Here is a 21,519-nt window from a genome sequence, read left to right on the forward strand (position 1 = left end):
AGGGGGCAGTATCATGCAAATAGAAGATTTGCTGCAGCGGGTAGTGGACGACGGGGCCTCGGATGGTTTCATCTCCGCCGGCGCACCGCCGAGTGTCAAGATAGATGGCAGCTTGTACCCGATTACCGAAACCCCGTTGACTTCGGAAGAGGCGGCGGAGCTGGTGCTCTCCACCATGGATGAGGAACAGCGGGTTCATTTCCACGAACACCACGAGTACAACTTTGCGATTGGCCGCGAGGGCCTGGGTCGTTTCCGGGTGAGCTGTTTCCAGCAAAAGGGCGATTACGGCATGGTACTGCGCCGTATTGTGACCGAGATCCCCACCATCGACGAACTGGGGCTGCCGGAGATCATCAAGGATCTCTCCATGACCAAGCGTGGCCTGGTCATCTTCGTCGGTGCCACCGGCACTGGTAAGTCGACTTCATTGGCCTCCATGGTGGGTTATCGCAACGAGCACAGCCGCGGTCACATCATCACCATTGAAGATCCAATCGAATATATGCACCACCACGGCAATTGCATAGTGACCCAGCGGGAAGTGGGCGTGGACACCGAATCATTCGATGTGGCGCTGAAAAACACCCTGCGCCAGGCCCCGGACGTGATCATGATCGGTGAGGTGCGTACCGCCGAGACCATGATGCAGGCGCTGACCTTCGCGGAAACAGGCCACCTCTGCCTGTGCACCCTGCACGCCAACAACGCCAACCAGGCGCTGGACCGTATCCAGAGCTTCTTCCCGCCGGAACAGCACAACCAGGTATGGATGGACCTGTCCCTTAACCTGCGCTCCATGGTGGCCCAGCAGTTGCTGCCGCGCAAGGACGGTGAGGGCCGGGTGCCGGTGGTCGAGGTACTGCTGAATTCACCGCTGGTGGCAGACCTGATCCGCAAGGGCGAGGTGCACCTGATCAAGGACCTGATGGCCAAGTCCACCGAGCTGGGCATGCAGACCCTGGACCAGTCCCTGACCAAGGCTTACAAGCAGGGTCTTATCACCAAGGAGGACGCCATCCGCTACGCCGACTCCGCCAACGATGTGCGGCTGGCTATCAAGATGTTCGAGAAAGGCCAGTTCGGGGTTGGCAGCGATGAATTCTCCCTGTCCTACGACGAAAAGGACGACAAGGGCCGCTTCATGGGCCGCACCTGAGTCAGTGGTTGCCGGCGGTCTGTTCGGCGAGCCAGGTCTGCAGGATTAATTCCGCCGCCAGGCTGTCGATGGGATCGGCGTTGTAGTTCCCCCGGTGGCCGCGTTCGCGGCTCTGCTGCTTGGCCTCGAAGCTGCTGAGGCGCTCATCCACCATGACTACTGCCAGCCCCAGCCTGCCCTGCAGGCGGCGGGCAAATTTGTTGGCCCTGGCAGAGAGCTCGCTGGGACTGTCGTCCATGTTCAGGGGCTCGCCCACCAGCAGCAGGTCCGGCTGCCACTCGGCGACCAGTTTGGCGAGCTCGCCCCAGTCGGGGATGCCGTCCCGCGCCCTGAGGATGGGCAGGGGGCGGCTGGTGCCGAGCAGGGTATTACCGGTGGCGACGCCGATCTGGTGCAGGCCGTAGTCAAAGGCGAGTACTGTGCGGGGCGGTTTGTTCAGGCGTGGCCCGCCTCACCGGAGATCAGGTTCATGTCGATACCCAGCTGCGCCGCTGCCTTGCTCAGGCGCAGTTCGGCGGGGGTGGAGAAGATGATGTCGCTGTCGGCGGGCAGGGTCAGCCAGCTGTTTTCCGCCAGTTCCTGTTCCAACTGCCCCGCTGACCAGCCGGCGTAGCCGAGGGCGATAAGGTGCTCCCCCGGCCCGTTGCCGTGGGCGATGGCGCGGAGGATATCCCGGGAGGTGGTGAGGGTGATCTCCTCGGTCACCTTGAGGCTGGCTTCCCAGGCACTGTCGCTGCCCCGGTGGAGCACGAAACCGTGGTCGATCTGTACCGGCCCGCCGGCCATTACCGGCATCGCGGAAAAATCACGCAGGCTGTCGATTTGCAGGTGCTCGAATATCTCGCCCACCGAGAGATCCAGGGGCTGGTTGATGACGATGCCCATCGCTCCGCTCTCGCCGTGCTCACAAATGTAGGTAATGCTGTGGGAAAAGATGCCTTCACTGAGGCTGGGCATGGCGAGCAGGAAGTGATCCCGCAGGCTGTCGCTGCTCCTGGCGGTAGTGGCGTGCACTCTTCCTGACATGATGACGTGACTGACCTCGGCGGTGGCGTTGAATGCAGGAAATTGCTGTCTTCCCGGGTTAATTTGAGCCTAGCTCATTTTCCTGAAATTGCCACGTGCGAATGATCTCCAGCTTGTCGGTGGTAGCCGCGAGCTCGGCGGGAAAGGGCGCGTAGGGCGCCGCCATGCGCACGATCTTGAGCGCCGCCTCGTCCAGCACGGCGTAACCGGACGACTTCAATACCCTGATGTCTTCCAGGCTGCCATCCTTGCGGATAACCACCAGTAGCCGCAGGTCACCGTACAGCCCGTAGCGCACCGAGGCTTCCGGATAATACTTGTTGCCCACTGCCTCCAGGCGCTGGCGCCAGTCTGCCAGGTAAGCCGCATCGACCGCCTGCCTGGCGGATACCGAGGTGAGCCGTCGCACCCGCGGCCGCTTGGCGTAGGCCTGGGTCTGCTCGTCCAGTTCCGCTTCCAGTGAGGCCAGCTGCTGGTTGAGCTGCTCCACCTGCGGGTTGTTGCCGGGAGTCAGGTTGCGGCGGTTTTCATCCTGCGCCTGCCGCTCGTTGACCGCACGGGGAGCGGCGGCGACCGTGGACAGTAACTCGCCCCGGGCGCTGCTGTCAGAATCTACCTGCCGCGGCGCGGACTGCTGCGGGACTGGCGACTGCAGGGGAAATTGATTGTGCCGCGAGCTGACCGCCTCGCGCTCTGCCTCCAGGCCGGCGCCCTGCTGGTTCTGCTGCGCGATATGGCTGGCCTCGTCCGGCGCCTGCTGGCTGGGCCGGGTAGCCAGGGTGACTTCTATCTGCGGGTTATGCCGCGGGCTGGACTGGCTGTTGAAGGATATCGTGAGGGCCAGCGCAAGGTGCAGCCCTGCGGCCAGCAGCAGTGCGTTGCGCATCCGTTTGTGTTCACCTTCCGAGTGCTCCAGGTAGTACATCGTCGCTGGCAGTTCAGCCCCGTTGGTCGAGTTCCCCGGCAATACAATCCATCAGATCACCGGCGATGTCCAGATCGTATCCGGCGTCAATTTCACGAATGCAGGTGGGACTGGTGACGTTGATCTCGGTGAGGTAGTCGCCGATCACGTCGAGTCCCGCGAACAGGATGCCGCGCTGGCGCAGGAAGGGAGCCACCTGCTCGGCAATCCAGCAATCCCGGTCGCTGATCGGCTGCGGCCGGCCACTGCCGCCAGCGGCGAGATTGCCGCGCAATTCTCCCGCCAGCGGTACCCGCGCCAGGCAGTAGGGCACCACCTCGCCGTTAATCATCAGGATGCGCTTGTCGCCGTCGACAATCTCCGGAATGTAGCGCTGGGCCATGATGCTCTGCCGGCCGTGATTGGTGAGGGTCTCGAGGATGACGCTGACATTGGGGTCCCCTTCCCGGGCACGGAAGATCGAGCTGCCACCCATGCCGTCCAGGGGCTTGTAGATGACGTCCTGGTGCTCCCGGTGGAAATCCCTGAGCCGGTTCATTTCCCGGCTCACCAGCACCGGCGGAGAGCACTGGGGAAACTGGGTGGCGAACACCTTTTCATTGCTGTCCCTCAGGCCCTGGCAGCGATTGACGACAAGCGTGCCCTTGCGCTCGGCGTCCTCAAGGATGTAGGTGCTGTAAATATATTCATTGTCGAAAGGCGGATCCTTGCGCATCAGGATGACGTCCAGTTCCGCCAGGGGCCGGTCCTCGACCTCCTTCAGGTCGTACCAGGACTCGGGGTCGCGGAACACCGTCAGCGGCGTCATTGCCGCCCTGGCTTCCCCGTCCCGCAGGTACAGGTCCTGCTGTTCCATGTAGTACAGCTGCCAGTCACGGGCCTGGGCAGCCCACAGCATGGCCAGGGTGGTGTCTTTCTTGTAGTTGATATCGGCAATGGGATCCATTACCACGCCCAGCTTGATTGTCATGGAGTAATCCTGTCGATAAATGGCGCTAAAGTACGCAATGGCTACAGGCAGCGCAAGCCTGTCAGCTAGTGAATTACGGTTCGCTGCCCTAGAATAACGGGTTTGCGGGACGAGCGGAGACTTTGTAGTGAGCGGATTGTATTTTTTCCTGGCGGTGCTGTCCGCCATTGGTACCTATAGCGCGATTATCCAGGCCAGGCGCGTTTACTGGATGGCGCCTTTTTATTTCCTGATCGCCTGGCTTACCGGTGAGCTGGCCATGGTGCACCTGCTGTGGCAGGTGGCGCTCACCGCACTGCTGGCGTTCAGCGGGCTGCTGGACAGTGGCCTGGCCCAGGCCGGGCTGGGCGTGTTTGCGCTGTCCTGGCTGGGCCTCGCCTACCTCCACATCCAGTCCATGGATACGCCCCAGGTCCTGCGCCGGGCGCTGAAGCGGGGGCTGGGGGAAGATTACCGCAGCAGCCTGCCGGTGGAACGCCAGCGGGTGCTGGAGGACGGTATCCGGGCCGCTTCCTGGCTGCGTCCGTTCAGGATGCCCCGCGAGGGCGTGCGCGTGCACTCGCACATCGCCTACGCCGAAGCCGGCAAGCGCAACCTGCTGGATATTTACCAACCAAAAGAGCCCCGGGAAGGCGGCTTCCCGGTACTGCTGCAGGTGCACGGCGGCGGCTGGATGATTGGCGAGAAGGAACAGCAGGCCAAGCCGCTGATGTATCACCTCGCCGAACGTGGCTGGCTGTGCGTGGCGATCAATTATCGACTGAGCCCGAACGCGGCCTTTCCCGCCCACATTATCGATGTGAAAAAATCCATCGCCTGGATCCGTGACAATATTGCCGAATACGGCGGCAACCCCGATTTTATCGCCATTACCGGCGGCTCTGCCGGCGGCCACCTGAGCTCCCTGGCGGCACTCACCCCGAACTATGCGCCCTACCAGCCGGATTTCGAGGATGCCGACACCTCCATCCAGGCGGCTGTGCCCTTCTACGGGGTATACGACTTTCTCGACCGATTCGATATCCGCCCGGAGATGTCGATGGAAAAAATGCTCACCGAGAAGGTGATGCAGTGCAGCCGGGAACAGGATCCGGAGCTGTGGGACAAGGGCTCGCCCCTGAGTCACGTCAACGCAGAGGCGCCGCCAATGTTCGTGGTCCAGGGCAGCCACGATTCCCTGGTCTGGGTGGAGGAGGCGCGCACCTTTGTCGCCGCCTTGGAAAAAAAATCGGGGCAGGCCGTGGTTTATGGCGAGCTGCCCGGCGCCCAGCACGCCTTTGAGGTATTTCATTCGGTACGCACGGACCACACCGTGAATGCGGTAACCGACTTCCTGGAGTGGTGCCACGCCCGCTGGCGGGAGCAACAGGCCTGAGGGCAGGACTGGCGATGCAAGCCTTGCAGCACCACCAGCACGGAGCGGCCATGCGCGAGCAGGTGCGGGCCAACCTGTGCGCCTTCCAGCCCAGGTCCCAGTCCGACCCGGCACTGAAGCACGCGGCCGTGGTGCTGGCGGTGACCCCGTTTGAGCAGGAGGCGGCGATCATCGTGACCCGCCGGGCCTCGACCCTGCGCGCCCATACCGGCCAGTGGGCCCTGCCCGGCGGCAGAATCGACCCCGGCGAGACCCCCCGGGAAGCGGCCCTGCGGGAGATGCACGAGGAGATCAACCTGGCCCTGGGCGCGGACCGGATCCTGGGCGTGCTGGATGACTATGTCACCCGTTCCGGTTACATCATGACCCCGGTGGTGGTGTGGAACGATACACCCTGGGACCAGTTGCAGCCCAACCCGGACGAGGTGGCGAGTATCTCCCCGTTCAGGTTCTCGGAGCTGGCCCGCGACGACTCACCCCGTCTGACCGGGACGGCGCAGGGCGACGGCCAGGTGCTGTCCATGCACTTCCACGATGAGGTGATTTTCGCTCCCACCGGGGCCCTGCTGTACCAGTTCCGGGAGGTCGCCATGGGCGGCCGCAGCACCCGGGTGCTGCACTACGACCAGCCCCGTTTCGCCTGGCGGTAAGGATCCCGCAACAGGCGACCAAGGTCTTATTGCGTCGTGGGCCGGCGGCGAGTCAAATGATGCTCCGGATGAGTTTCGCGATACCAGAGATCCACGCAGAGGAGAAATATAAATGAAAAATTACCCGCCACTAGCTGTCTGCTCGCTGTTTGCCGCTGTCCTGCTGGCCGGTTGCTCCGGTTCCACCGGCAGCTATGAAACCCAGCCCTACGTCACCAACGGTGGCGATACCGTGGTCCGGGTGAACGATCGCCAGGGCCGCTGCATCCGCACCCCCGACTGGACGGAAGAGACCGCCACCCGCGAGTGTGACCCAGAGCTGTTCCCCGAGCCGGAGCCTGTCGCGGCGGCAGCAGCGCCCAGCTATGAGGCCATGACCCTGTCCGCCAGTGCCCTGTTCGATTTCGACAGCGCGCGGCTGAAAGACGCGGGCGTAGCCGAACTCAAGGCGCTGGGTGACCAGATTCGCTCCAGGGGGGCCTCGGTGGTGGATATCGACATCATTGGTCACACCGACAGCATGGGGCCGGAAGACTACAATCAGGGGCTCTCCGAGCGGCGCGCCACGGCCATCAGGGACTACCTGGTCAACCAGCGTGACGTAGACCCGGCGATTATCGACGTTGCCGGCATGGGCGAAGGCTCTCCGGTCGCCGACAACGCCACTGCCGCCGGGCGGGCGCAAAACCGCCGGGTCGAAGTGCGGGTCGGTATCAAGGCGCCCAGATAGCGCCCGTTTCAGGGGTGCTGGTGCCGCCGGGCTCAGGCGGGCATGTCGCCCCATTTCGACTGCAGCAGGGCAATGGCCGCCAGGGGCGCGGTCTCGGTGCGCAATACCCGCGGACCGAGCTGCAGGGACTGGTAGCCGGCCGCTTCCGCCAGCCTGATTTCGCGGGGGCTGAGCCCGCCCTCGGGGCCGATCAGCAGGGCCACGCTGTGAGGATCAGCAGCGCCCGCACTGGCACTGGTGGCGCGATGGTGGAGTACCAGTTTGCGGTCGGCCCGGGTCTGTTCCAGCCAGGGTTCCAGCAGCAACGGTTCTGCCAGTGACGGAATGCGATTGCGGCCGCACTGCTCGCAAGCGCTGACGGCCACCTGTTGCCAGTGTTGCTGCTTTTTGGCCGCCCGCTCGCCGCGCAGTTTGACCTCGGTGCGCTCGGTCAACAGGGGAGTGATGCGGCTGACGCCGAGTTCGGTGGCCTTTTGCACCACCCAGTCCATCCGGTCGCCGCGGGAGATGGCGATACCCAGGTGAATGGCAAGCGGAGACTCCGCCTCCCTGGCATCCAGTTGCCCGGTGGTAATCGAGACCTGTTTCTTGCCGATGGCCGTTATGGTTGCCGGGTATTCGCCACCGCGGCCGTCAAACACTACCAGGGCGTCGCCAACCTGCATCCGCAGGGCGCGGCCCAGGTGCTGGCTGGGGCCGGGCTCCAGGTCGACGCTACTCTCGGCCTGCAGCACCTGCCCCGTGTGGATACGGGGTATGCGCATGGGCGAGTCCTACGACAGCCCGAGACTGTTGTAGATTTCCCGGGTCGGCTCCACCTGGTTCATGGTGTAGAAATGAATGCCGGGAGCGCCGGAATCGATCAGGGTCTGGCACAGCTGGGTCACGACCTCGAGGCCGAACTTGCGCACGCTGTCCAGGTCATCGCCATAGCTCTCCATACGCTGGCATATCCAGCGCGGGATTTCCGCACCGCAATTGCGGGAGAAGCGCGCCAGGTTCTGGTAGTTGGTGATGGGCATGATTCCGGCGTACACCGGCTTGTCTATGCCCACCGCCGCGCACTGGTCCAGGTAATAGAAGTAGGCCTCGACATTAAAGAAGTACTGGGTGATGGCGCTGTTGGCGCCCGCATCCAGTTTCCGTTTCAGGAACTGCACATCACTGTCGTAGCTCTTCGACTCGGGATGGATTTCCGGATAGGCGGCCACCTCGATTTCAAAGTGATCGCCGCTACGCTCGCGGATAAATGCCACCAGTTCGTTGGCATGCACCAGCTGCATGGCCGCGCCCATGCCCGAGGGCATGTCGCCGCGCAGGGCCACCAGGCGCTTGATACCCCGCTCCCGGTAGGTCTCCAGCAGGGCGGCAACGGTATCCTCGTCATCGCCGCCAAAACTCAGGTGCGGGGCCACGTCGATGCCGGTCTCGCCTATGGCGGACACAATCCCCAGGGTGGTATCCCGGGTGGTACCGCCGGCGCCATAGGTGACCGAGAAGAACGCGGGGTTGAGCTCATTCAGGGCCGGTGTGGTTTCATTGAGCAGCTTGTCCCTGCCCGCCCCGGTCTTGGGCGGGAAATACTCAAAGCTGATTCTGGGTTTGGCCACCGTTAATCCTCAGTACTTGTAGCTGTCGGGCTTGAAGGGGCCATCGACCTTGACGTTGATGTACTCGGCCTGCTCGCTGGTCAGGCGGGTGAGAACCGCGCCGAAACCGCCGATCATGTGTGCCGCCACTTCCTCGTCCAGTTTCTTGGGCAGGACTTCAACCGACAGGGCGGCGGGCTTCATTTCCGGTTCCAGGTTGGCGAACTTGCGCTCGTACAGGTAGATCTGCGCCAGCACCTGGTTGGCGAAGGAGCCGTCCATGATGCGCGAGGGATGGCCGGTAGCGTTACCGAGGTTGACCAGCCGGCCCTCGGACAGCAGGATCAGGTGGTCGTTGCTGGCCTGGTCGCGGTAGACTTTGTGGACCTGGGGCTTCACTTCCTCCCACTCCCAGTTGCGACGCATGAAGGCGGTGTCGATCTCATTGTCGAAGTGGCCGATGTTGCACACCACGGCGCCGGATTTCAGCGCCCTGAGCATGTACTCGTCACAGACGTTGTAGTTGCCGGTGGTGGTCACCAGCAGGTCGGTGTTCCGCAGCAGGTCACGGTTGATGCACTCGTCGTTGCCCTTGTTCTCGCCATTGATGTAGGGCGAGACCACTTCGAAGCCGTCCATGCAGGCCTGCATGGCGCAGATCGGGTCGACCTCGGAGATTTTCACGATCATGCCTTCCTGGCGCAGTGACTGGGCAGAGCCCTTGCCGACATCGCCGTAACCGATGACCAGGGCTTTCTTGCCCGCCATCAGGTGGTCGGTGCCGCGCTTGACCGCGTCATTGAGGCTGTGACGACAGCCGTATTTGTTGTCGTTCTTGGACTTGGTGACCGAATCGTTGACGTTGACCGCGGGCACCTTCAGGGTGCCGGCCTTGAGCATCTCCTCCAGGCGGTGCACGCCGGTGGTGGTTTCTTCGGTAATGCCGTGGATGCTGTCCAGCATTTGCGGGTACTTGTCGTGCAGCATCGCGGTCAGGTCGCCGCCGTCGTCCAGCACCATGTTGGCATCCCAGGGCTTGCCGTCCTTGAGGATGGTCTGCTCCAGGCACCAGTCGTACTCTTCCTCGGTTTCGCCCTTCCAGGCAAATACCGGTATACCGGCAGCGGCGATGGCTGCAGCCGCGTGGTCCTGGGTGGAGAAAATGTTGCAGGAGGACCAGCGCACTTCCGCGCCCAGGGCGGTCAGGGTCTCGATCAGCACGCCGGTCTGGATGGTCATGTGAATACAGCCGAGAATCTTCGCCCCGGCCAGGGGCTTGCTATCGGCGTAGCGGGCGCGCAGGGCCATCAGCGCGGGCATCTCCCCCTCGGCGATATCCAGCTCGCGGCGGCCCCAGTCGGCCAGGGAGATGTCGGCGACCTTGTAGTCGTTGATGGTGTCCAGTTTTTCTGCTGTGCTCATTGTCTGTACCTATTCGTCATCCCCGCGCAGGCGGGGGATCCAGGGATTGTTCCGTCTAAAACCATGGTCCTGATAGATCCGGATTGGCGCGCCAATGGGATCTTGTCGATCAGATGATTTCCAGTGGCTGGGCCGCTGGATCCCCGCCTGCGCGGGGATGACGGATGTGTGTTGGTCGACCCGCGTGTTGCGGTCTGACCGTGTTCAAGTCAAAGCGCCGCCTTCAAGGCCTCTGCCTTGTCGGTCGCTTCCCAGGTGAAGTCCGCGTCCTCGCGGCCGAAGTGGCCGTATGCTGCTGTTTTACGGTAAATCGGCCGCTTCAGATCGAGCATTTCGATCAGGCCGCGGGGGCGCAGGTCAAAGTGTTCGCGTACCAGCTCGGCAATTTTGTCGTCGGACAGCTTGCCGGTGCCGAAGGTGTTGATGGCGATCGAGGTCGGCTCGGCCACGCCGATGGCGTAGGAGACCTGGATCTCACAGCGGTCGGCGAGGCCGGCTGCGACCACGTTCTTGGCCACGTAGCGGCCGGCGTAGGCCGCCGAGCGGTCAACCTTGGAGGGGTCCTTGCCGGAGAAGGCGCCGCCACCGTGGCGGGCCATGCCGCCGTAGGTGTCGACGATGATCTTGCGTCCGGTGAGGCCGCAATCACCGACCGGGCCGCCGATGATGAACTGGCCGGTGGGGTTGATGTGGTAGCGGGTGCCTGAGTGCAGCCACTCGGCAGGCAGGGTTTCCTTGATGATCAGGTCCATTACCGCCTCGTGGATGTCGGCCTGGGCAATATCGGCGTCGTGCTGGGTGGACAGGACCACCGCATCGATAGCCACCGGCTTGCCGTGCTCGTAGCGCAGGGTGACCTGGCTCTTGGCGTCCGGGCGCAGCCAGGGCAGGGTGCCGTGCTTGCGCAGCTCGGCCTGTTTTTCCACCAGCCGGTGGGAGTAGTAGATGGGCGCCGGCATCAGCACGTCGGTCTCGTTGGTGGCGTAGCCGAACATCAGGCCCTGGTCGCCGGCGCCCTGTTCCAGGTGCGCGCCCTCGCCCTCGTTCACGCCCATGGCAATGTCGTGCGACTGTTTGCCAATGGCGTTGAGTACCGCGCAGGAGGCGCCGTCGAAGCCGACGTCGGAGCTGGTATAGCCGATGTCCAGGATCACCTCGCGCACCACGTCCTCCAGGTCGACATAGGTGGAGGTGGTGACCTCGCCGGCGATCACTGCCATCCCGGTCTTCACCATGGTCTCTACCGCGACCCGGGCGTCCTTGTCATCGGCGATGATCGCGTCGAGGATGGCGTCGGATATCTGGTCTGCCATTTTATCCGGGTGGCCTTCGGAGACAGACTCCGAGGTAAAAATCGCATATTCACTCATGCATTGTTTCCTTCAGTTATTGCTGGTGGCCAAACAGGCGCACCTGTACTTGAAATCCGTTGCGTTGCGCCAGGTAGACACTGGCGATGTCGTCCAGTCCGGCGTCCATGGCCCAGTGGGTCAGGTCCGCCGGGTCAAAACCCAGCCACAGGTCACCGCAGTTCTCCCGCGCCCAGCCCTGGTCGTGGCGGCACAGGTCGGTAAGCAGTAACACCCCGCCCGGGGCCAGGCAGGCTGCCGCGTCGCGGATGATCCGCGCCGGGTCCGGGGTGTGGTGCAGGACCATATTGATCACCACGCAGTCCGCCCGGACCTGCGCCAGCTCCGGGTGGCCGGTGTCGCCGTGGATAAACGCGATATTGTCCAGCCCGGCCTCGCCGGCCCTGGCCCGGGCCTGTTCCAGCATGGCGGCCTCGATATCCAGGGCGATTACCCGGTCGAAGGCCGGCGCCAGCTCCAGCAGGAAGCTGCCGTCACCCGGGCCCACCTCGAGAGCAGTCTCGTGCCGGGCCAGGCGCGCGTTGCGCAGCACGTCGGCCACCGAGCCGGCGTACTGCTCGTAGCTGGCGATCAGGTCCTGCTGCTGGCGGAACTTGTCGGCGTTGTCGCGAAAGAAGTTGCGGGAGTTCTCCTCGCGCTGGCGGTGCAGGGCGTCCAGGGCCTGCTCCATCTCCGCCGGCAGCTCGATCCGGTCCACCGCGTCGAACAGGGCGCTTTGCAGCACCGCCAGTTCCGGCCGCTGGCCCAGTTCCGCCCGGCGATAGAAGATCGAGTTTCCCTCGCGCCGGGTGGCGACCAGTGAGGCCCCGGCCAGCACCTTGAGGTGGTGGCTGAGGGCGGGCTGGCGAATATTGAACAGGGTACACAGTTCCGACACACCAAAGGAATCCGCGCGCAATACCCGCAGCACCTGCAGCCTGAGCGGATCTGCACTGGCTTTGCAGAATCCCGCCAGGTCGCTGGCCAGGTCGGGCAGCGCCGCTGCGCTGGCGTCCCCGGGTATAGTGGTAGCAGATAACATGGCGCCGGAGTTTAGCAGGACGGGGCATCTATATCAAAATATTTTGATATAGATGCCTGCATGCCCGGGCCGGCCCCGCCCGCTTTGCCGTCCGGGCGATTGTCAGTGCGCGTGCCGGGGGCCGGGGAGGGTACAATTTACCCCCGATTTGATTGCTGTTGACGCCCTGTTACGCGAAAATAGCGGCCCTTTTTTCACCAGTTTCCCCCTGACTCGGAGAACCACATGTCGTCCAACCGCACTGAACTCGCCAATGCCATCCGCGCCCTGAGCATGGATGCAGTCCAGAAGGCCAATTCCGGCCACCCTGGTGCACCCATGGGGATGGCAGATATCGCCGAAGTTCTGTGGAACGACTACCTGCGGCACAATCCGGCCAACCCGCAGTGGCCCAACCGCGACCGTTTCGTGCTCTCCAACGGTCATGGCTCCATGCTGATCTACTCCCTGTTGCACCTCACCGGCTACGATTTGCCGATGGCCGAGATCGAGAACTTCCGCCAGCTGCACAGCAAAACCCCGGGCCACCCCGAATACGGTTACACCCCCGGTGTGGAAACCACTACCGGGCCGCTGGGCCAGGGCATCAGCAACGCGGTGGGCATGGCCATTGCCGAAAAAGTGCTGGCGGATCAGTTCAACCGTGAGGGCCACGACATTATCGATCACTATACCTACACCTTTCTCGGCGATGGCTGCCTGATGGAGGGGATATCCCACGAGGTCTGCTCCCTGGCGGGCACCCTTGGCCTGGGCAAGCTGGTGGCTTTTTATGACGACAACGGCATTTCCATCGACGGTGAGGTTGAGGGCTGGTTTACCGACGACACCCCGGCGCGTTTCAACAGCTATGGCTGGCAGGTGATCAACGACGTCAACGGCCACAGCCCCTCGGAGATCAAGGCCGCCATCGAGGCCGCCCGTCACGAGAGCGGCAAGCCCACCCTGATCTGCTGCAAGACTGTTATCGGCAAGGGTGCTCCCGGCAAGGAGGGCAGCGAGTCCTGCCACGGCGCGCCCCTGGGCGGCGACGAGGTGGCTGCCACCCGCATCGCCCTGGGCTGGCCCCACGAGCCCTTTGTGGTGCCGGATGAGATCTATGCCGGCTGGAACGCCCGCGGCAAAGGCGCAGCGGCCGAGCAGGCCTGGGAAGAGCAGTTTGCCGCCTATGCCAGCGCCCACCCCGAGCTGGCCACCGAACTCAGGCGCCGCCTGGCCGGCGAGCTGCCGGCTGACTTTTCCGCCCGCGCCGATGCCTACATCGCCGAATGCCAGGTCGAGGGCGCCAGCGTGGCCTCACGCAAGGCCTCCCAGAACTGCCTCAACGCCTACGGCCCCATGTTGCCGGAATTGCTGGGCGGCTCGGCGGACCTGGCCGGCTCCAACCTGACCATCTGGTCGGGTTCCAGGGGTGTCACCCGCGACGACGCCAGCGGTAACTACCTGTACTACGGGGTGCGCGAATTCGGTATGGCGGCGATCATGAACGGCATCGCCCTGCACGGCGGCTTCGTCAACTACGGCGCCACCTTCCTGGTGTTCATGGAGTACATGCGCAACGCGGTGCGGATGGCCGCGCTGATGAAGCAGCAGTCGATCTTTGTGTTCACCCACGACTCCATCGGCCTCGGCGAGGACGGCCCCACCCACCAGCCGGTGGAACAGGTCGCCTCCCTGCGCACCACCCCCAATATGAACACCTGGCGCCCCTGTGACACCGTTGAGTCGGCCGTGGCCTGGAAAGCGGCCATTGAACGCAAGGACGGCCCCAGCGCCCTGGTCTTCTCCCGCCAGGGGCTGCCCCACCAGGATCGCAGTGCCGGCCAGGTGGGCGATATCGCCCGCGGCGGCTACGTGCTCAAGGCCTGCAGCGGCACCCCGGATGCGATCATCATTGCCACCGGTTCCGAGGTGGCCCTGGCGATGGCGGCCGCGGAGCGCCTGGAAGCGGCGGGCAAGCAGATACGCGTGGTGTCCATGCCCTGCACGGAAGTTTTCGAGGCCCAGGACGCTGCCTACCGCGAGTCGGTATTGCCCTCTGACGTGCTGGCGCGGGTCGCCGTCGAGGCACTGCATGCGGATTACTGGTACAAGTACGTGGGCCTGGATGGACGCATCGTCGGTATGACCACTTTTGGCGAGTCCGCCCCCGCCGGCGAGCTGTTCCAGGAATTCGGCTTTACGGTCGACAATGTGGAGGCGGCGGTGCGAGAGGTACTGCTCGACTAGCCGGGAGGCCTTGTGATTCGACTGGCGATCAACGGCTACGGCAGGATTGGCCGCAGCGTGTTGCGGGCCCTGCAGGAGAGTCCGCTGCAGGCGCACATGCAGGTGGTGGCCATCAACGAACTGGCCGACGCCGGCACAGTCCTGCACCTGACGCGCTACGATTCGACCCACGGGCGTTTCCCGCGCGAACTGCACGGCGACGACAGGCAGCTGGTGGTGGCCGGGCAGGCCATCAAGCTGCTGCGCAGTGCCGATATCGGCGCCCTGCCCTGGGCGGATCTGGGCATCGACCTGGTGCTGGAGTGCACCGGGGCATTTACCGACCGCAGCACCGCCGAACAGCACCTGGACCGGGGCGCGGGCAGGGTGCTGTTCTCCCAGCCGGCCCAGCCCGACGTGGATGCCACCGTGGTGTTCGGTATCAATGAGGATGAGCTGCGGGCTGAACACCGCGTGGTGTCCGCCGGCTCCTGCACCACCAACGGCATCGTACCGGTCATCCGCGCGCTGGCCGACACGGTGGGCATAGAGAGTGGAACCATCACCACCATACACTCGGCCATGAACGACCAGCCGGTGCTGGACGCCTATCACCACACGGACCTGCGCAAGACGCGGGCGGCTTCCCAGTCCATCATTCCGGTCGATACCGGCCTGGCCCGGGGAGTGGAACGGGTACTGCCGGAAATGAAGGGCCGCTTCAGCGCCCAGGCCCTGCGGGTGCCGACGCTGAACGTATCCGCCATGGACCTGACCGTGCAGACCTGCCGGGACACCAGCGTGAGGGCGGTCAACCAGGCCCTGCACGAGGCGGCCCAATCCCGGTTTGCCGGGGTTCTGGGCTATACTGAGGAGCCCCTGGCATCCTGCGATTTCAACCACGACCTGCGCTCCAGCATTATCGATGCCAGCCAGACCCGGGTCAGCGGCACGCGCCTGGTGAAGGTGCTGACCTGGTTTGACAACGAGTGGGCCTACGCCAACCGCATGCTGGACGTGGCTCATCACTGGACAAGTTTAGAGGAGAAAACCTGAATGGCCCTGAATGTAAAGCTGATGCAGGACCTGGACCTCAAAGGCAAGCGGGTGCTGATCCGCGAGGATCTCAACGTGCCCATCAAGGACGGCCGGGTGACTTCCGATGCCCGGATTCGCGCGGCACTGCCGACCATCAGGGCGGCGCGGGACGCGGGGGCGAAAGTCATCCTCATGTCCCACCTGGGGCGGCCCACCGAGGGCGAGTTTGCGCCGGAATTTTCCATGGCACCGGTAGCTGAACACCTGGCGGACCTGCTGGGGCAGAAGGTCAGCCTGGTGGCGGACTGGCAGCTGGGGGTGGAGCTCAATGAGGGCGAGGTCGCCCTGCTGGAAAACGTGCGCTTCAATCCCGGCGAAAAAAAGGACGACGAGACCCTGGCCAGGGCCTACGCCGGGCTGTGTGAGATATTCGTGATGGATGCCTTTGGCACCGCGCACCGGGCCCAGGCGTCCACCCACGGGGTGGCGAAGTTTGCTCCGGTGGCCTGCGCCGGTCCCTTGCTGGCCGGCGAGCTCAGTGCCCTGGAACAGGCGCTGTCCAATCCCGCCCGCCCCATGGTGGCCATTGTCGGCGGCTCCAAGGTATCGACCAAGCTCACCGTGCTGGAAACCCTGTCGGAGAAGGTTGACCAGCTGATCGTCGGTGGCGGCATCGCCAACACCTTCCTCGCCGCCGCCGGCAAGCCGGTGGGCAAATCGCTGTGCGAGCACGACCTGATACCCGCCGCCAGCGCCCTGATGGCCAGGACCAGCATTCCCCTGCCCACCGACGTGGTCACCGGCAAGGAATTTTCCGAGAGCGCCGCCGCCGAGCTCAAGTCGGCGGACGAGGTGGCCGAGGACGACATGATTTTTGATGTTGGTCCCGCCACGGCCAAGGCCATGGCCGATATCCTCAAGAATGCAGGTACCATTCTCTGGAACGGCCCGGTGGGCGTGTTTGAATTCGACCAGTTCGGGGACGGCACCAGAGCCCTGTCCCTGGCCATTGCCGAATCCGCCGGCTTTTCCCTGGCCGGCGGCGGCGACACCCTGGCGGCTATCGACAAATACGATATCGCCGACAAGGTATCCTATATTTCTACCGGCGGCGGGGCGTTCCTGGAATATGTGGAAGGCAAGGTCCTCCCCGCCGTGGCCGTCCTGGAAGCACGGGCCAACGACTAACGCACACAACGACATCGCAGAGGATAGACAATGGCATTAATCAGCTTGCGCCAGCTGCTGGACCACGCCGCCGAGCACGATTACGGCGTTCCGGCCTTCAACGTCAACAACCTGGAACAGACCCGCGCCATCATGGAGGCGGCCGACCAGACCAATTCACCGGTAATCATGCAGGCCAGCGCCGGGGCGCGCAAATACGCCGGGGCGCCCTTCCTGCGGGCGATGATGGAAGCGGCAATGAACGAGTTCCCGCACATTCCGGTGGTGGTGCACCAGGACCACGGCACCTCGCCGGCAGTGTGCCAGCGGTCAATCCAGCTGGGTTTTTCATCGGTGATGATGGACGGCTCCCTGGGTGAAGACGGCAAGACCCCCATGGATTACGACTACAACGTGGCGGTGACGCGACGGGCGGTGGAGATGGCCCATGCCTGCGGGGTATCGGTGGAGGGCGAGCTGGGCTGCCTGGGTTCACTGGAAACCGGCGAGGCCGGGGAAGAAGACGGCATTGGCGCCGCCGGCAAGCTGACCCACGACCAGCTGCTGACCGATCCCGAGGAGGCGGCGGAATTCGTCAAGGCCACCGAGGTGGATGCGCTGGCCATTGCCTGTGGCACCAGTCACGGGGCCTACAAATTCACCCGCCCGCCCACCGGCGATATTCTGGCCATTGACCGGATCAAGGAAATCAACGCCCGCATCCCCGGCACCCACCTGGTGATGCATGGCTCCTCGTCCGTGCCCCAGGACTGGCTGGCGGTGATCAACGAGTTCGGCGGCGAAATTCCCGAAACCTACGGCGTCCCCGTGGAGCAGATCCAGGAAGGTATCCGCCACGGGGTGCGCAAGGTCAATATCGATACCGACCTGCGTCTGGCCTCCACCGGCGCTGTGCGCCGTTTCCTGGCTGAAAACCCCGCCGAGTTCGACCCGCGTAAATTCCTTGGCAAGACTATCGAGGCGATGCGCGACATCTGTATCGCCCGCTACGAGGCCTTCGGCACAGCGGGCAATGCCGACAAGATCCGGGTCAAGAACCTGGAGAGCATGCACCTCCTGTACGATGCGGGCGAGCTCAAGCCGCGGGTCAACTGAGTTTTGCCGGCGGCACTGACAGCTATCCCGGCTTCTGCGAAACCCTACCCGGCATTCCGGCGTCTGTGGGGCCCGGTCAGCGCCGGGCCGGCCAGCGGCGGGTGACGCCGGAGCAACTGCGGCAGCTGCGCGCGTCGCTGCCGTCATTCGCGGAACCGGCCCCGAACACGGCACTGCTGACCGACTACCTGCAGTTCTATCACCTGGACTTCAGTGCCAACTACCCGGACGCCCGCCACGACTGCGGTACCGTGCCTTCGGCTGGCGAGCGGCTGTTTGTCCACCGCTGGCTGCAGCCGGGTGCCCGCGCCAACCTGCTGCTGGTGCACGGGTATTTCGATCACAGCGGCATCTACGACAAGCTGGTGGAGTACGGCCTGTCCCGCGGCTGTAACGTGCTGATTTTCGATCTGCCGGGACACGGCCTGTCCAGTGGCGAGCGCGCCAGCGTCGACGACTTTGCCGACTACGGCCGCGCCGTGCACGATGTGATGAGGTCTGTGCCGATGCCGGCGTTGCCGTTTTTCGCCCTGGGGCAGAGCACCGGCTGCGCCGCGTTGATGGAGCTGGCCAGGCATCATCCCTGGCCTTTTGCCAGAGTGGCCCTGCTGGCGCCGCTGGTCAGGCCCGCCGGCTGGCGCGGGGTGCAACTGGGGCACAGCCTGTTGCGCCGTTTTACCGACAGCCTGGAGCGCAAGTTCAAGCGCAATACCTCGGATTCCGGCTTCCTGGACTTTCTGCGCAATGACCCACTGCAAAGTCAGCGCATGTCCCTGCCGTGGATAGGCGCCCTGCGGCGCTGGCTGAAGTCCCTGCCCATAGCGGACCTGGGCGTCGGCCCGGCGCTGGTAGTGCAGGGGCGCCGGGACGCGACAGTTGGCTGGCGCTACAACATGAAAGCGATACTGCGCCTGTTCCCCGGCTCCGAGATTCACTTCCTGCCAGAGGCGGGCCATCAACTGGCCAACGAGTCGGCGGCGATTCGTGCCGATTACGCCGCTGCCCTGGATCGCTACTACTTTTCCTGAAGGCTGTGCCGCAGCTGCTGGTAGTTGCTGTTCCGGGGCGCCAGCGCGAGGAGCTTGTCGGCGTAGGCGCGAGCCCGGGCGGTATCGCCCAGTTCCGCACTGTAGTTGGCCAGCGCCAGCAGCACCTGCTGGTCGGCGGGGAACAGGCGGTGCAGTGCATCCAGCTCTGCCAGCGCCTGGCGCGGCTGGCCGAGATCGTGCAGGGCGATGGCGTAAACGAAACGATGGCGGGTGCCGAGAGTTTCCCGGGCGGCGGCCTTGCCCAGATAGTCCAGCGCCGCGTCGGGATTTTCGGAGCGCGCTTCCAGCAAGCCCAGGGCATGCAGGGTGTTGCCGTTTTCCGGGGCTACTGCCAGCGCCTCGAGCAATAGCTTCCTTGCCTCCTCGTCCCTGCCCTGGCCACGCAACAGGTCCGCCAGGTTCAGGTAGGCCGGCAGCAGCTGCGAATTGAGCACCAGTGCCTCCCGGTAGGCCCGCTCCGCGGACGGGGCGTCACCGCGGGTGGAATGGAACAGGGCCAGCTGGATCAGCACGCCGGGCATGTCGGTGTGCTGTTCCTGTACCGCGAGGTATTCCTTGAACAGGGCCCGCAGCGCGTCGGCCTCGGCGGGCTTGACCTGGTCCAGGGGCACCCCCGCCAGTGATTCCGCCACTTCCATGCGTACCGCCAGTATCGGGTCGTCGAGCAGCGGGGTGAGCAGCTGGTAGCGCTGCGGCAGGGACACGAATTGCTCCAGCGAGCGCACGGTGCTGCTGCGAATAATGGAGTCGTCGTGGTAGAGCAGGCTGGCCATGGTCTGGGTCGCCTCACGGCCACCGGCCTGGCCCAGGGCCTCCATCGCCGCGGCGCGCCAGATTGGCGCGGCCTGCGAGTCGTTGGCCAGCTGCGCCAGGCCGGGCACGGCCCTGCTGTCGCCCAGCTCGGCGGCGGCGAAACTGCGGGCCGGGTGGCTGCCGGTGTCGCGGAAGCTGATACCGTGCTCGCGCAGCGCGTCCAGCGCCCACTGCGGACTCTGGTCGCTGTGGCACTGGTTGCAGGCGTTGGGTGTGCCTATGACCACCGACAGGTCCGGGCGGGGTACCCGCATGCTGTGATCGCGACGCGGGTCCACGCCCATGTAGGTGGTTTCCGGCATATGGCAGTTGGCGCAGGAGGCGCCACTGCTGTCCGCGGGGTGAAAATGATGGTCCGGGGTGTCGTAGCTGGCGGGCTGGTGGCACTGGGCGCAAACGCCGTTGCCGGGTGCCCGCAGGGCATTGCTGTGGGGCTCGTGGCAGTTGCTGCAGACCACCCCGGCCTGATGCATCCTGCTTTGCACGAAGGAGCCGTACACGTAGACCTCGTCGAGGATCTGGCCGTCGTAGTGGTACAGTGGCGATCGCGGCAGCGACAGCCGGTGGGTGTCGAGGAGATCGGCGCCGTAGTGATAATCGCCGAGGGTGCCGCGGCGGCTGTGGCAGCGTCCGCAGCTATCGATCTGGGCCCGGGACTGCAGGGGCTCGCCGCGCCTGGCGATGGCTTCCCCCGGGGGGAATGACCACAGGCCGCGCTGGGCCAGCCCGGTGGCGAAGCCGCCGTGGTGGGCGTCGTCCAGTTTTCCCTCCCTGGCCAGCTGCACATGGTCTGCCCCCGGGCCGTGGCAGGCCTCACAGCTGACGTCGATTTCAGCATAGCGGGTAGCGAAACTGCGGCTGTCGCGGTCGTAGTGCTTCTGCAGGTCGGTGCTGTGGCATTCCGCGCAGCGGGTATTCCAGTTCTGGTAGGCCCCGGTCCAGTGCAGGGGGTCGCGGTAGTCGATGGTTTCGTCGGGGTAGAGGTGATACCAGCGCTGGCCGCCCTCTGACTGCGGCCGTGCGTCCCAGGCGATGCTCAGTGCCTGCAGGCGCCCACGCGACAGGGGCAGCAGGTACTGTTGCAGTGGATAAACGCCAAACACGTAGGCCACCTCATAGTCGCTGAGCTTGCCGTCCTCGCCGTCGGTGCGGACCATGTACTTGTCGCCAGCGCGATAGAAGCGGGTAGTGATCCCGTTGTAGCTGAAACTGGCGTCGTTAAAGTCCCCCAGCACCGTGTCCGGTGCCGGTAGTTGCATGGCCAGGTCGTGGTGGGAACCGGTCCAGGCCTCGTACTCGCCGCGGTGACAGTCGCGGCAGCTTTCCGCCCCCAGGAACTTGTCTTCACTGGCGTAAAGTGAAGTGCTGGCGCACAGCAGTACCAGCAGTACGAATCGGTTCAGCAATGGTCCGGGTCCCCGGGGCGATAAAGGAACCACACATTAACCCATCGCAGCCCCCAGCCCAAGGCTCAGGGGACAGCAGGGAGCCTTCGGCCCGCGCCGCCCGGTTGCGGCGCCGGCATCCTGGCCGGCCCCCGCGTCTGCCACAGGCGGGCGGACAGGCTCGCCGGTGTTGCTTCGCAGCCAGTGGCTAGCCACTCGGCCAGGACTGGCGCCACATCCGGGAAGCGGATATCTGCGCTCACGTAGGGGTCGGCAAGCCACTGCTCCAGCGCCTGGTGATCGAATACCGCGGTGGTGCTTGCGTAACCCAGCTGGCGCAGGGCGATGGCGTTGGAGTGCTGTTCCATCTGTCCATCCAGGGGCTTAGCCTGAAAAATTCACGAAGGGGATAGTAAAACGACGGAAAGATCTTGAAAATAAGGGTGTCGAAGCCATACCAACAAGAAATTCCGCCGTGACAAAATGCTACCAGAATTCGTTCGAAT

The 21,519-nt window shown here is 64.3% G+C and carries 20 protein-coding genes; 9 read left to right on the forward strand and 11 right to left on the reverse strand.

Features of this window, described 5'->3' with window-relative positions; all coding sequences use genetic code 11:
- Positions 1-13 precede the first annotated feature (13 nt).
- Positions 14-1,159, forward strand: coding sequence for a PilT/PilU family type 4a pilus ATPase (locus DWB85_RS15300; protein WP_117956342.1), 1,146 nt, complete (start codon positions 14-16; stop codon positions 1,157-1,159).
- A 1-nt stretch (position 1,160) separates the two neighbouring features.
- Here DWB85_RS15300 and ruvX read toward each other — a convergent pair whose 3' ends face one another.
- The 4 genes from ruvX to gshB are packed head-to-tail and all read right to left on the reverse strand — an operon-like array spanning position 1,161 to position 4,080.
- Positions 1,161-1,598: a Holliday junction resolvase RuvX gene (gene ruvX / locus DWB85_RS15305; protein WP_117956343.1), complete on the reverse strand. Its 438-nt coding sequence runs from the start codon at positions 1,596-1,598 to the stop codon at positions 1,161-1,163.
- Positions 1,595-2,185: a YqgE/AlgH family protein gene (locus DWB85_RS15310; protein ID WP_117956344.1), complete on the reverse strand. Its 591-nt coding sequence runs from the start codon at positions 2,183-2,185 to the stop codon at positions 1,595-1,597. Before DWB85_RS15310 ends, ruvX begins: the two co-directional genes overlap by 4 nt.
- Positions 2,186-2,243: 58 nt before the next feature.
- Complete coding sequence (locus tag DWB85_RS15315; RefSeq protein ID WP_239017346.1) at positions 2,244-3,071, reverse strand: energy transducer TonB; 828 nt, start codon at positions 3,069-3,071, stop codon at positions 2,244-2,246.
- 52 nt (positions 3,072-3,123) lie between these two features.
- Positions 3,124-4,080 carry a glutathione synthase gene (gene gshB / locus DWB85_RS15320; RefSeq protein ID WP_117956346.1) on the reverse strand — a complete coding sequence of 319 codons (957 nt, stop codon included), beginning with the start codon at positions 4,078-4,080 and terminating at the stop codon, positions 3,124-3,126.
- A gap of 127 nt (positions 4,081-4,207) precedes the next feature.
- Here gshB and DWB85_RS15325 point away from each other — a divergent pair, with 127 nt between their 5' ends.
- The 3 genes from DWB85_RS15325 to DWB85_RS15335 all read left to right on the forward strand — a co-directional run bounded on the left by DWB85_RS15325 (position 4,208) and on the right by DWB85_RS15335 (position 6,835).
- Positions 4,208-5,455, forward strand: coding sequence for an alpha/beta hydrolase (locus DWB85_RS15325; protein WP_133300634.1), 1,248 nt, complete (start codon positions 4,208-4,210; stop codon positions 5,453-5,455).
- Positions 5,456-5,469: 14 nt separating this feature from the next.
- Complete coding sequence (locus tag DWB85_RS15330; protein ID WP_117956348.1) at positions 5,470-6,105, forward strand: NUDIX hydrolase; 636 nt, start codon at positions 5,470-5,472, stop codon at positions 6,103-6,105.
- 112 nt (positions 6,106-6,217) lie between these two features.
- Complete coding sequence (locus tag DWB85_RS15335) at positions 6,218-6,835, forward strand: OmpA family protein (protein ID WP_117956349.1); 618 nt, start codon at positions 6,218-6,220, stop codon at positions 6,833-6,835.
- Between the two features lie 32 nt (positions 6,836-6,867).
- Here the strand turns inward: DWB85_RS15335 and DWB85_RS15340 are convergent, their stop codons facing one another.
- The 5 genes from DWB85_RS15340 to DWB85_RS15360 form a co-directional block, all read right to left on the reverse strand.
- A complete protein-coding gene (locus tag DWB85_RS15340) occupies positions 6,868-7,599 on the reverse strand; it encodes a 16S rRNA (uracil(1498)-N(3))-methyltransferase (RefSeq protein WP_117956350.1) in 732 nt (243 codons plus the stop codon).
- 9 nt (positions 7,600-7,608) lie between these two features.
- Positions 7,609-8,445: a methylenetetrahydrofolate reductase [NAD(P)H] gene (gene metF / locus DWB85_RS15345; protein ID WP_117956351.1), complete on the reverse strand. Its 837-nt coding sequence runs from the start codon at positions 8,443-8,445 to the stop codon at positions 7,609-7,611.
- Positions 8,446-8,454: 9 nt separating this feature from the next.
- On the reverse strand, positions 8,455-9,846 hold the full coding sequence (gene ahcY / locus DWB85_RS15350) for an adenosylhomocysteinase (protein WP_117956352.1): 1,392 nt from the start codon (positions 9,844-9,846) through the stop codon (positions 8,455-8,457).
- A 209-nt stretch (positions 9,847-10,055) separates the two neighbouring features.
- Positions 10,056-11,216: a methionine adenosyltransferase gene (gene metK / locus DWB85_RS15355; protein ID WP_117956353.1), complete on the reverse strand. Its 1,161-nt coding sequence runs from the start codon at positions 11,214-11,216 to the stop codon at positions 10,056-10,058.
- Between the two features lie 16 nt (positions 11,217-11,232).
- Positions 11,233-12,237 carry an ArsR/SmtB family transcription factor gene (locus DWB85_RS15360; protein ID WP_117956354.1) on the reverse strand — a complete coding sequence of 335 codons (1,005 nt, stop codon included), beginning with the start codon at positions 12,235-12,237 and terminating at the stop codon, positions 11,233-11,235.
- A gap of 225 nt (positions 12,238-12,462) precedes the next feature.
- Here DWB85_RS15360 and tkt point away from each other — a divergent pair, with 225 nt between their 5' ends.
- The 5 genes from tkt (at position 12,463) to DWB85_RS15385 (ending at position 18,794) form a co-directional block, all read left to right on the forward strand.
- On the forward strand, positions 12,463-14,466 hold the full coding sequence (gene tkt / locus DWB85_RS15365) for a transketolase (RefSeq protein WP_117956355.1): 2,004 nt from the start codon (positions 12,463-12,465) through the stop codon (positions 14,464-14,466).
- A 12-nt stretch (positions 14,467-14,478) separates the two neighbouring features.
- Positions 14,479-15,501 (forward strand): type I glyceraldehyde-3-phosphate dehydrogenase, encoded by a 1,023-nt coding sequence (locus DWB85_RS15370; protein ID WP_117956356.1) that lies wholly within the window; start codon positions 14,479-14,481, stop codon positions 15,499-15,501.
- Positions 15,502-16,671: a phosphoglycerate kinase gene (locus DWB85_RS15375; protein ID WP_420820276.1), complete on the forward strand. Its 1,170-nt coding sequence runs from the start codon at positions 15,502-15,504 to the stop codon at positions 16,669-16,671.
- 30 nt (positions 16,672-16,701) lie between these two features.
- Complete coding sequence (fba, locus tag DWB85_RS15380) at positions 16,702-17,766, forward strand: class II fructose-bisphosphate aldolase (protein WP_117956357.1); 1,065 nt, start codon at positions 16,702-16,704, stop codon at positions 17,764-17,766.
- A 65-nt stretch (positions 17,767-17,831) separates the two neighbouring features.
- Positions 17,832-18,794, forward strand: coding sequence for an alpha/beta hydrolase (locus DWB85_RS15385; protein WP_162846150.1), 963 nt, complete (start codon positions 17,832-17,834; stop codon positions 18,792-18,794).
- Here the strand turns inward: DWB85_RS15385 and DWB85_RS15390 are convergent.
- Complete coding sequence (locus DWB85_RS15390) at positions 18,782-21,034, reverse strand: HEAT repeat domain-containing protein (protein ID WP_117956359.1); 2,253 nt, start codon at positions 21,032-21,034, stop codon at positions 18,782-18,784. The two genes, DWB85_RS15385 and DWB85_RS15390, sit on opposite strands and share 13 nt — an antisense overlap.
- Before the next feature lie 65 nt (positions 21,035-21,099).
- The gene (locus DWB85_RS15395; RefSeq protein ID WP_117956360.1) at positions 21,100-21,381 is read right to left on the reverse strand and encodes a hypothetical protein; all 282 of its coding nucleotides are present in this window, start codon (positions 21,379-21,381) and stop codon (positions 21,100-21,102) included.
- Positions 21,382-21,519: the final 138 nt, after the last annotated feature.

Source organism: Seongchinamella sediminis, assembly GCF_003457605.1.
Taxonomy (GTDB): Bacteria; Pseudomonadota; Gammaproteobacteria; order Pseudomonadales; family Halieaceae; genus Halioglobus; species Halioglobus sediminis.

Excerpts from the sequence above, each read along its gene's own strand:
- DWB85_RS15340 (WP_117956350.1), bottom strand. The coding sequence starts at position 7,599 with ATGCGCATACCCCGTATCCACACGGGGCAGGTGCTGCAGGCCGAGAGT.
- metK (WP_117956353.1), bottom strand. The coding sequence starts at position 11,216 with ATGAGTGAATATGCGATTTTTACCTCGGAGTCTGTCTCCGAAGGCCAC.
- gshB (WP_117956346.1), bottom strand. The coding sequence starts at position 4,080 with ATGACAATCAAGCTGGGCGTGGTAATGGATCCCATTGCCGATATCAAC.
- fba (WP_117956357.1), top strand. The coding sequence starts at position 16,702 with ATGGCATTAATCAGCTTGCGCCAGCTGCTGGACCACGCCGCCGAGCAC.
- tkt (WP_117956355.1), top strand. The coding sequence starts at position 12,463 with ATGTCGTCCAACCGCACTGAACTCGCCAATGCCATCCGCGCCCTGAGC.
- DWB85_RS15330 (WP_117956348.1), top strand. The coding sequence starts at position 5,470 with ATGCAAGCCTTGCAGCACCACCAGCACGGAGCGGCCATGCGCGAGCAG.
- DWB85_RS15360 (WP_117956354.1), bottom strand. The coding sequence starts at position 12,237 with ATGTTATCTGCTACCACTATACCCGGGGACGCCAGCGCAGCGGCGCTG.
- DWB85_RS15300 (WP_117956342.1), top strand. The coding sequence starts at position 14 with ATGCAAATAGAAGATTTGCTGCAGCGGGTAGTGGACGACGGGGCCTCG.
- DWB85_RS15395 (WP_117956360.1), bottom strand. The coding sequence starts at position 21,381 with ATGGAACAGCACTCCAACGCCATCGCCCTGCGCCAGCTGGGTTACGCA.
- DWB85_RS15375 (WP_420820276.1), top strand. The coding sequence starts at position 15,502 with ATGGCCCTGAATGTAAAGCTGATGCAGGACCTGGACCTCAAAGGCAAG.
- DWB85_RS15310 (WP_117956344.1), bottom strand. The coding sequence starts at position 2,185 with ATGTCAGGAAGAGTGCACGCCACTACCGCCAGGAGCAGCGACAGCCTG.
- DWB85_RS15335 (WP_117956349.1), top strand. The coding sequence starts at position 6,218 with ATGAAAAATTACCCGCCACTAGCTGTCTGCTCGCTGTTTGCCGCTGTC.
- ahcY (WP_117956352.1), bottom strand. The coding sequence starts at position 9,846 with ATGAGCACAGCAGAAAAACTGGACACCATCAACGACTACAAGGTCGCC.
- DWB85_RS15315 (WP_239017346.1), bottom strand. The coding sequence starts at position 3,071 with ATGCGCAACGCACTGCTGCTGGCCGCAGGGCTGCACCTTGCGCTGGCC.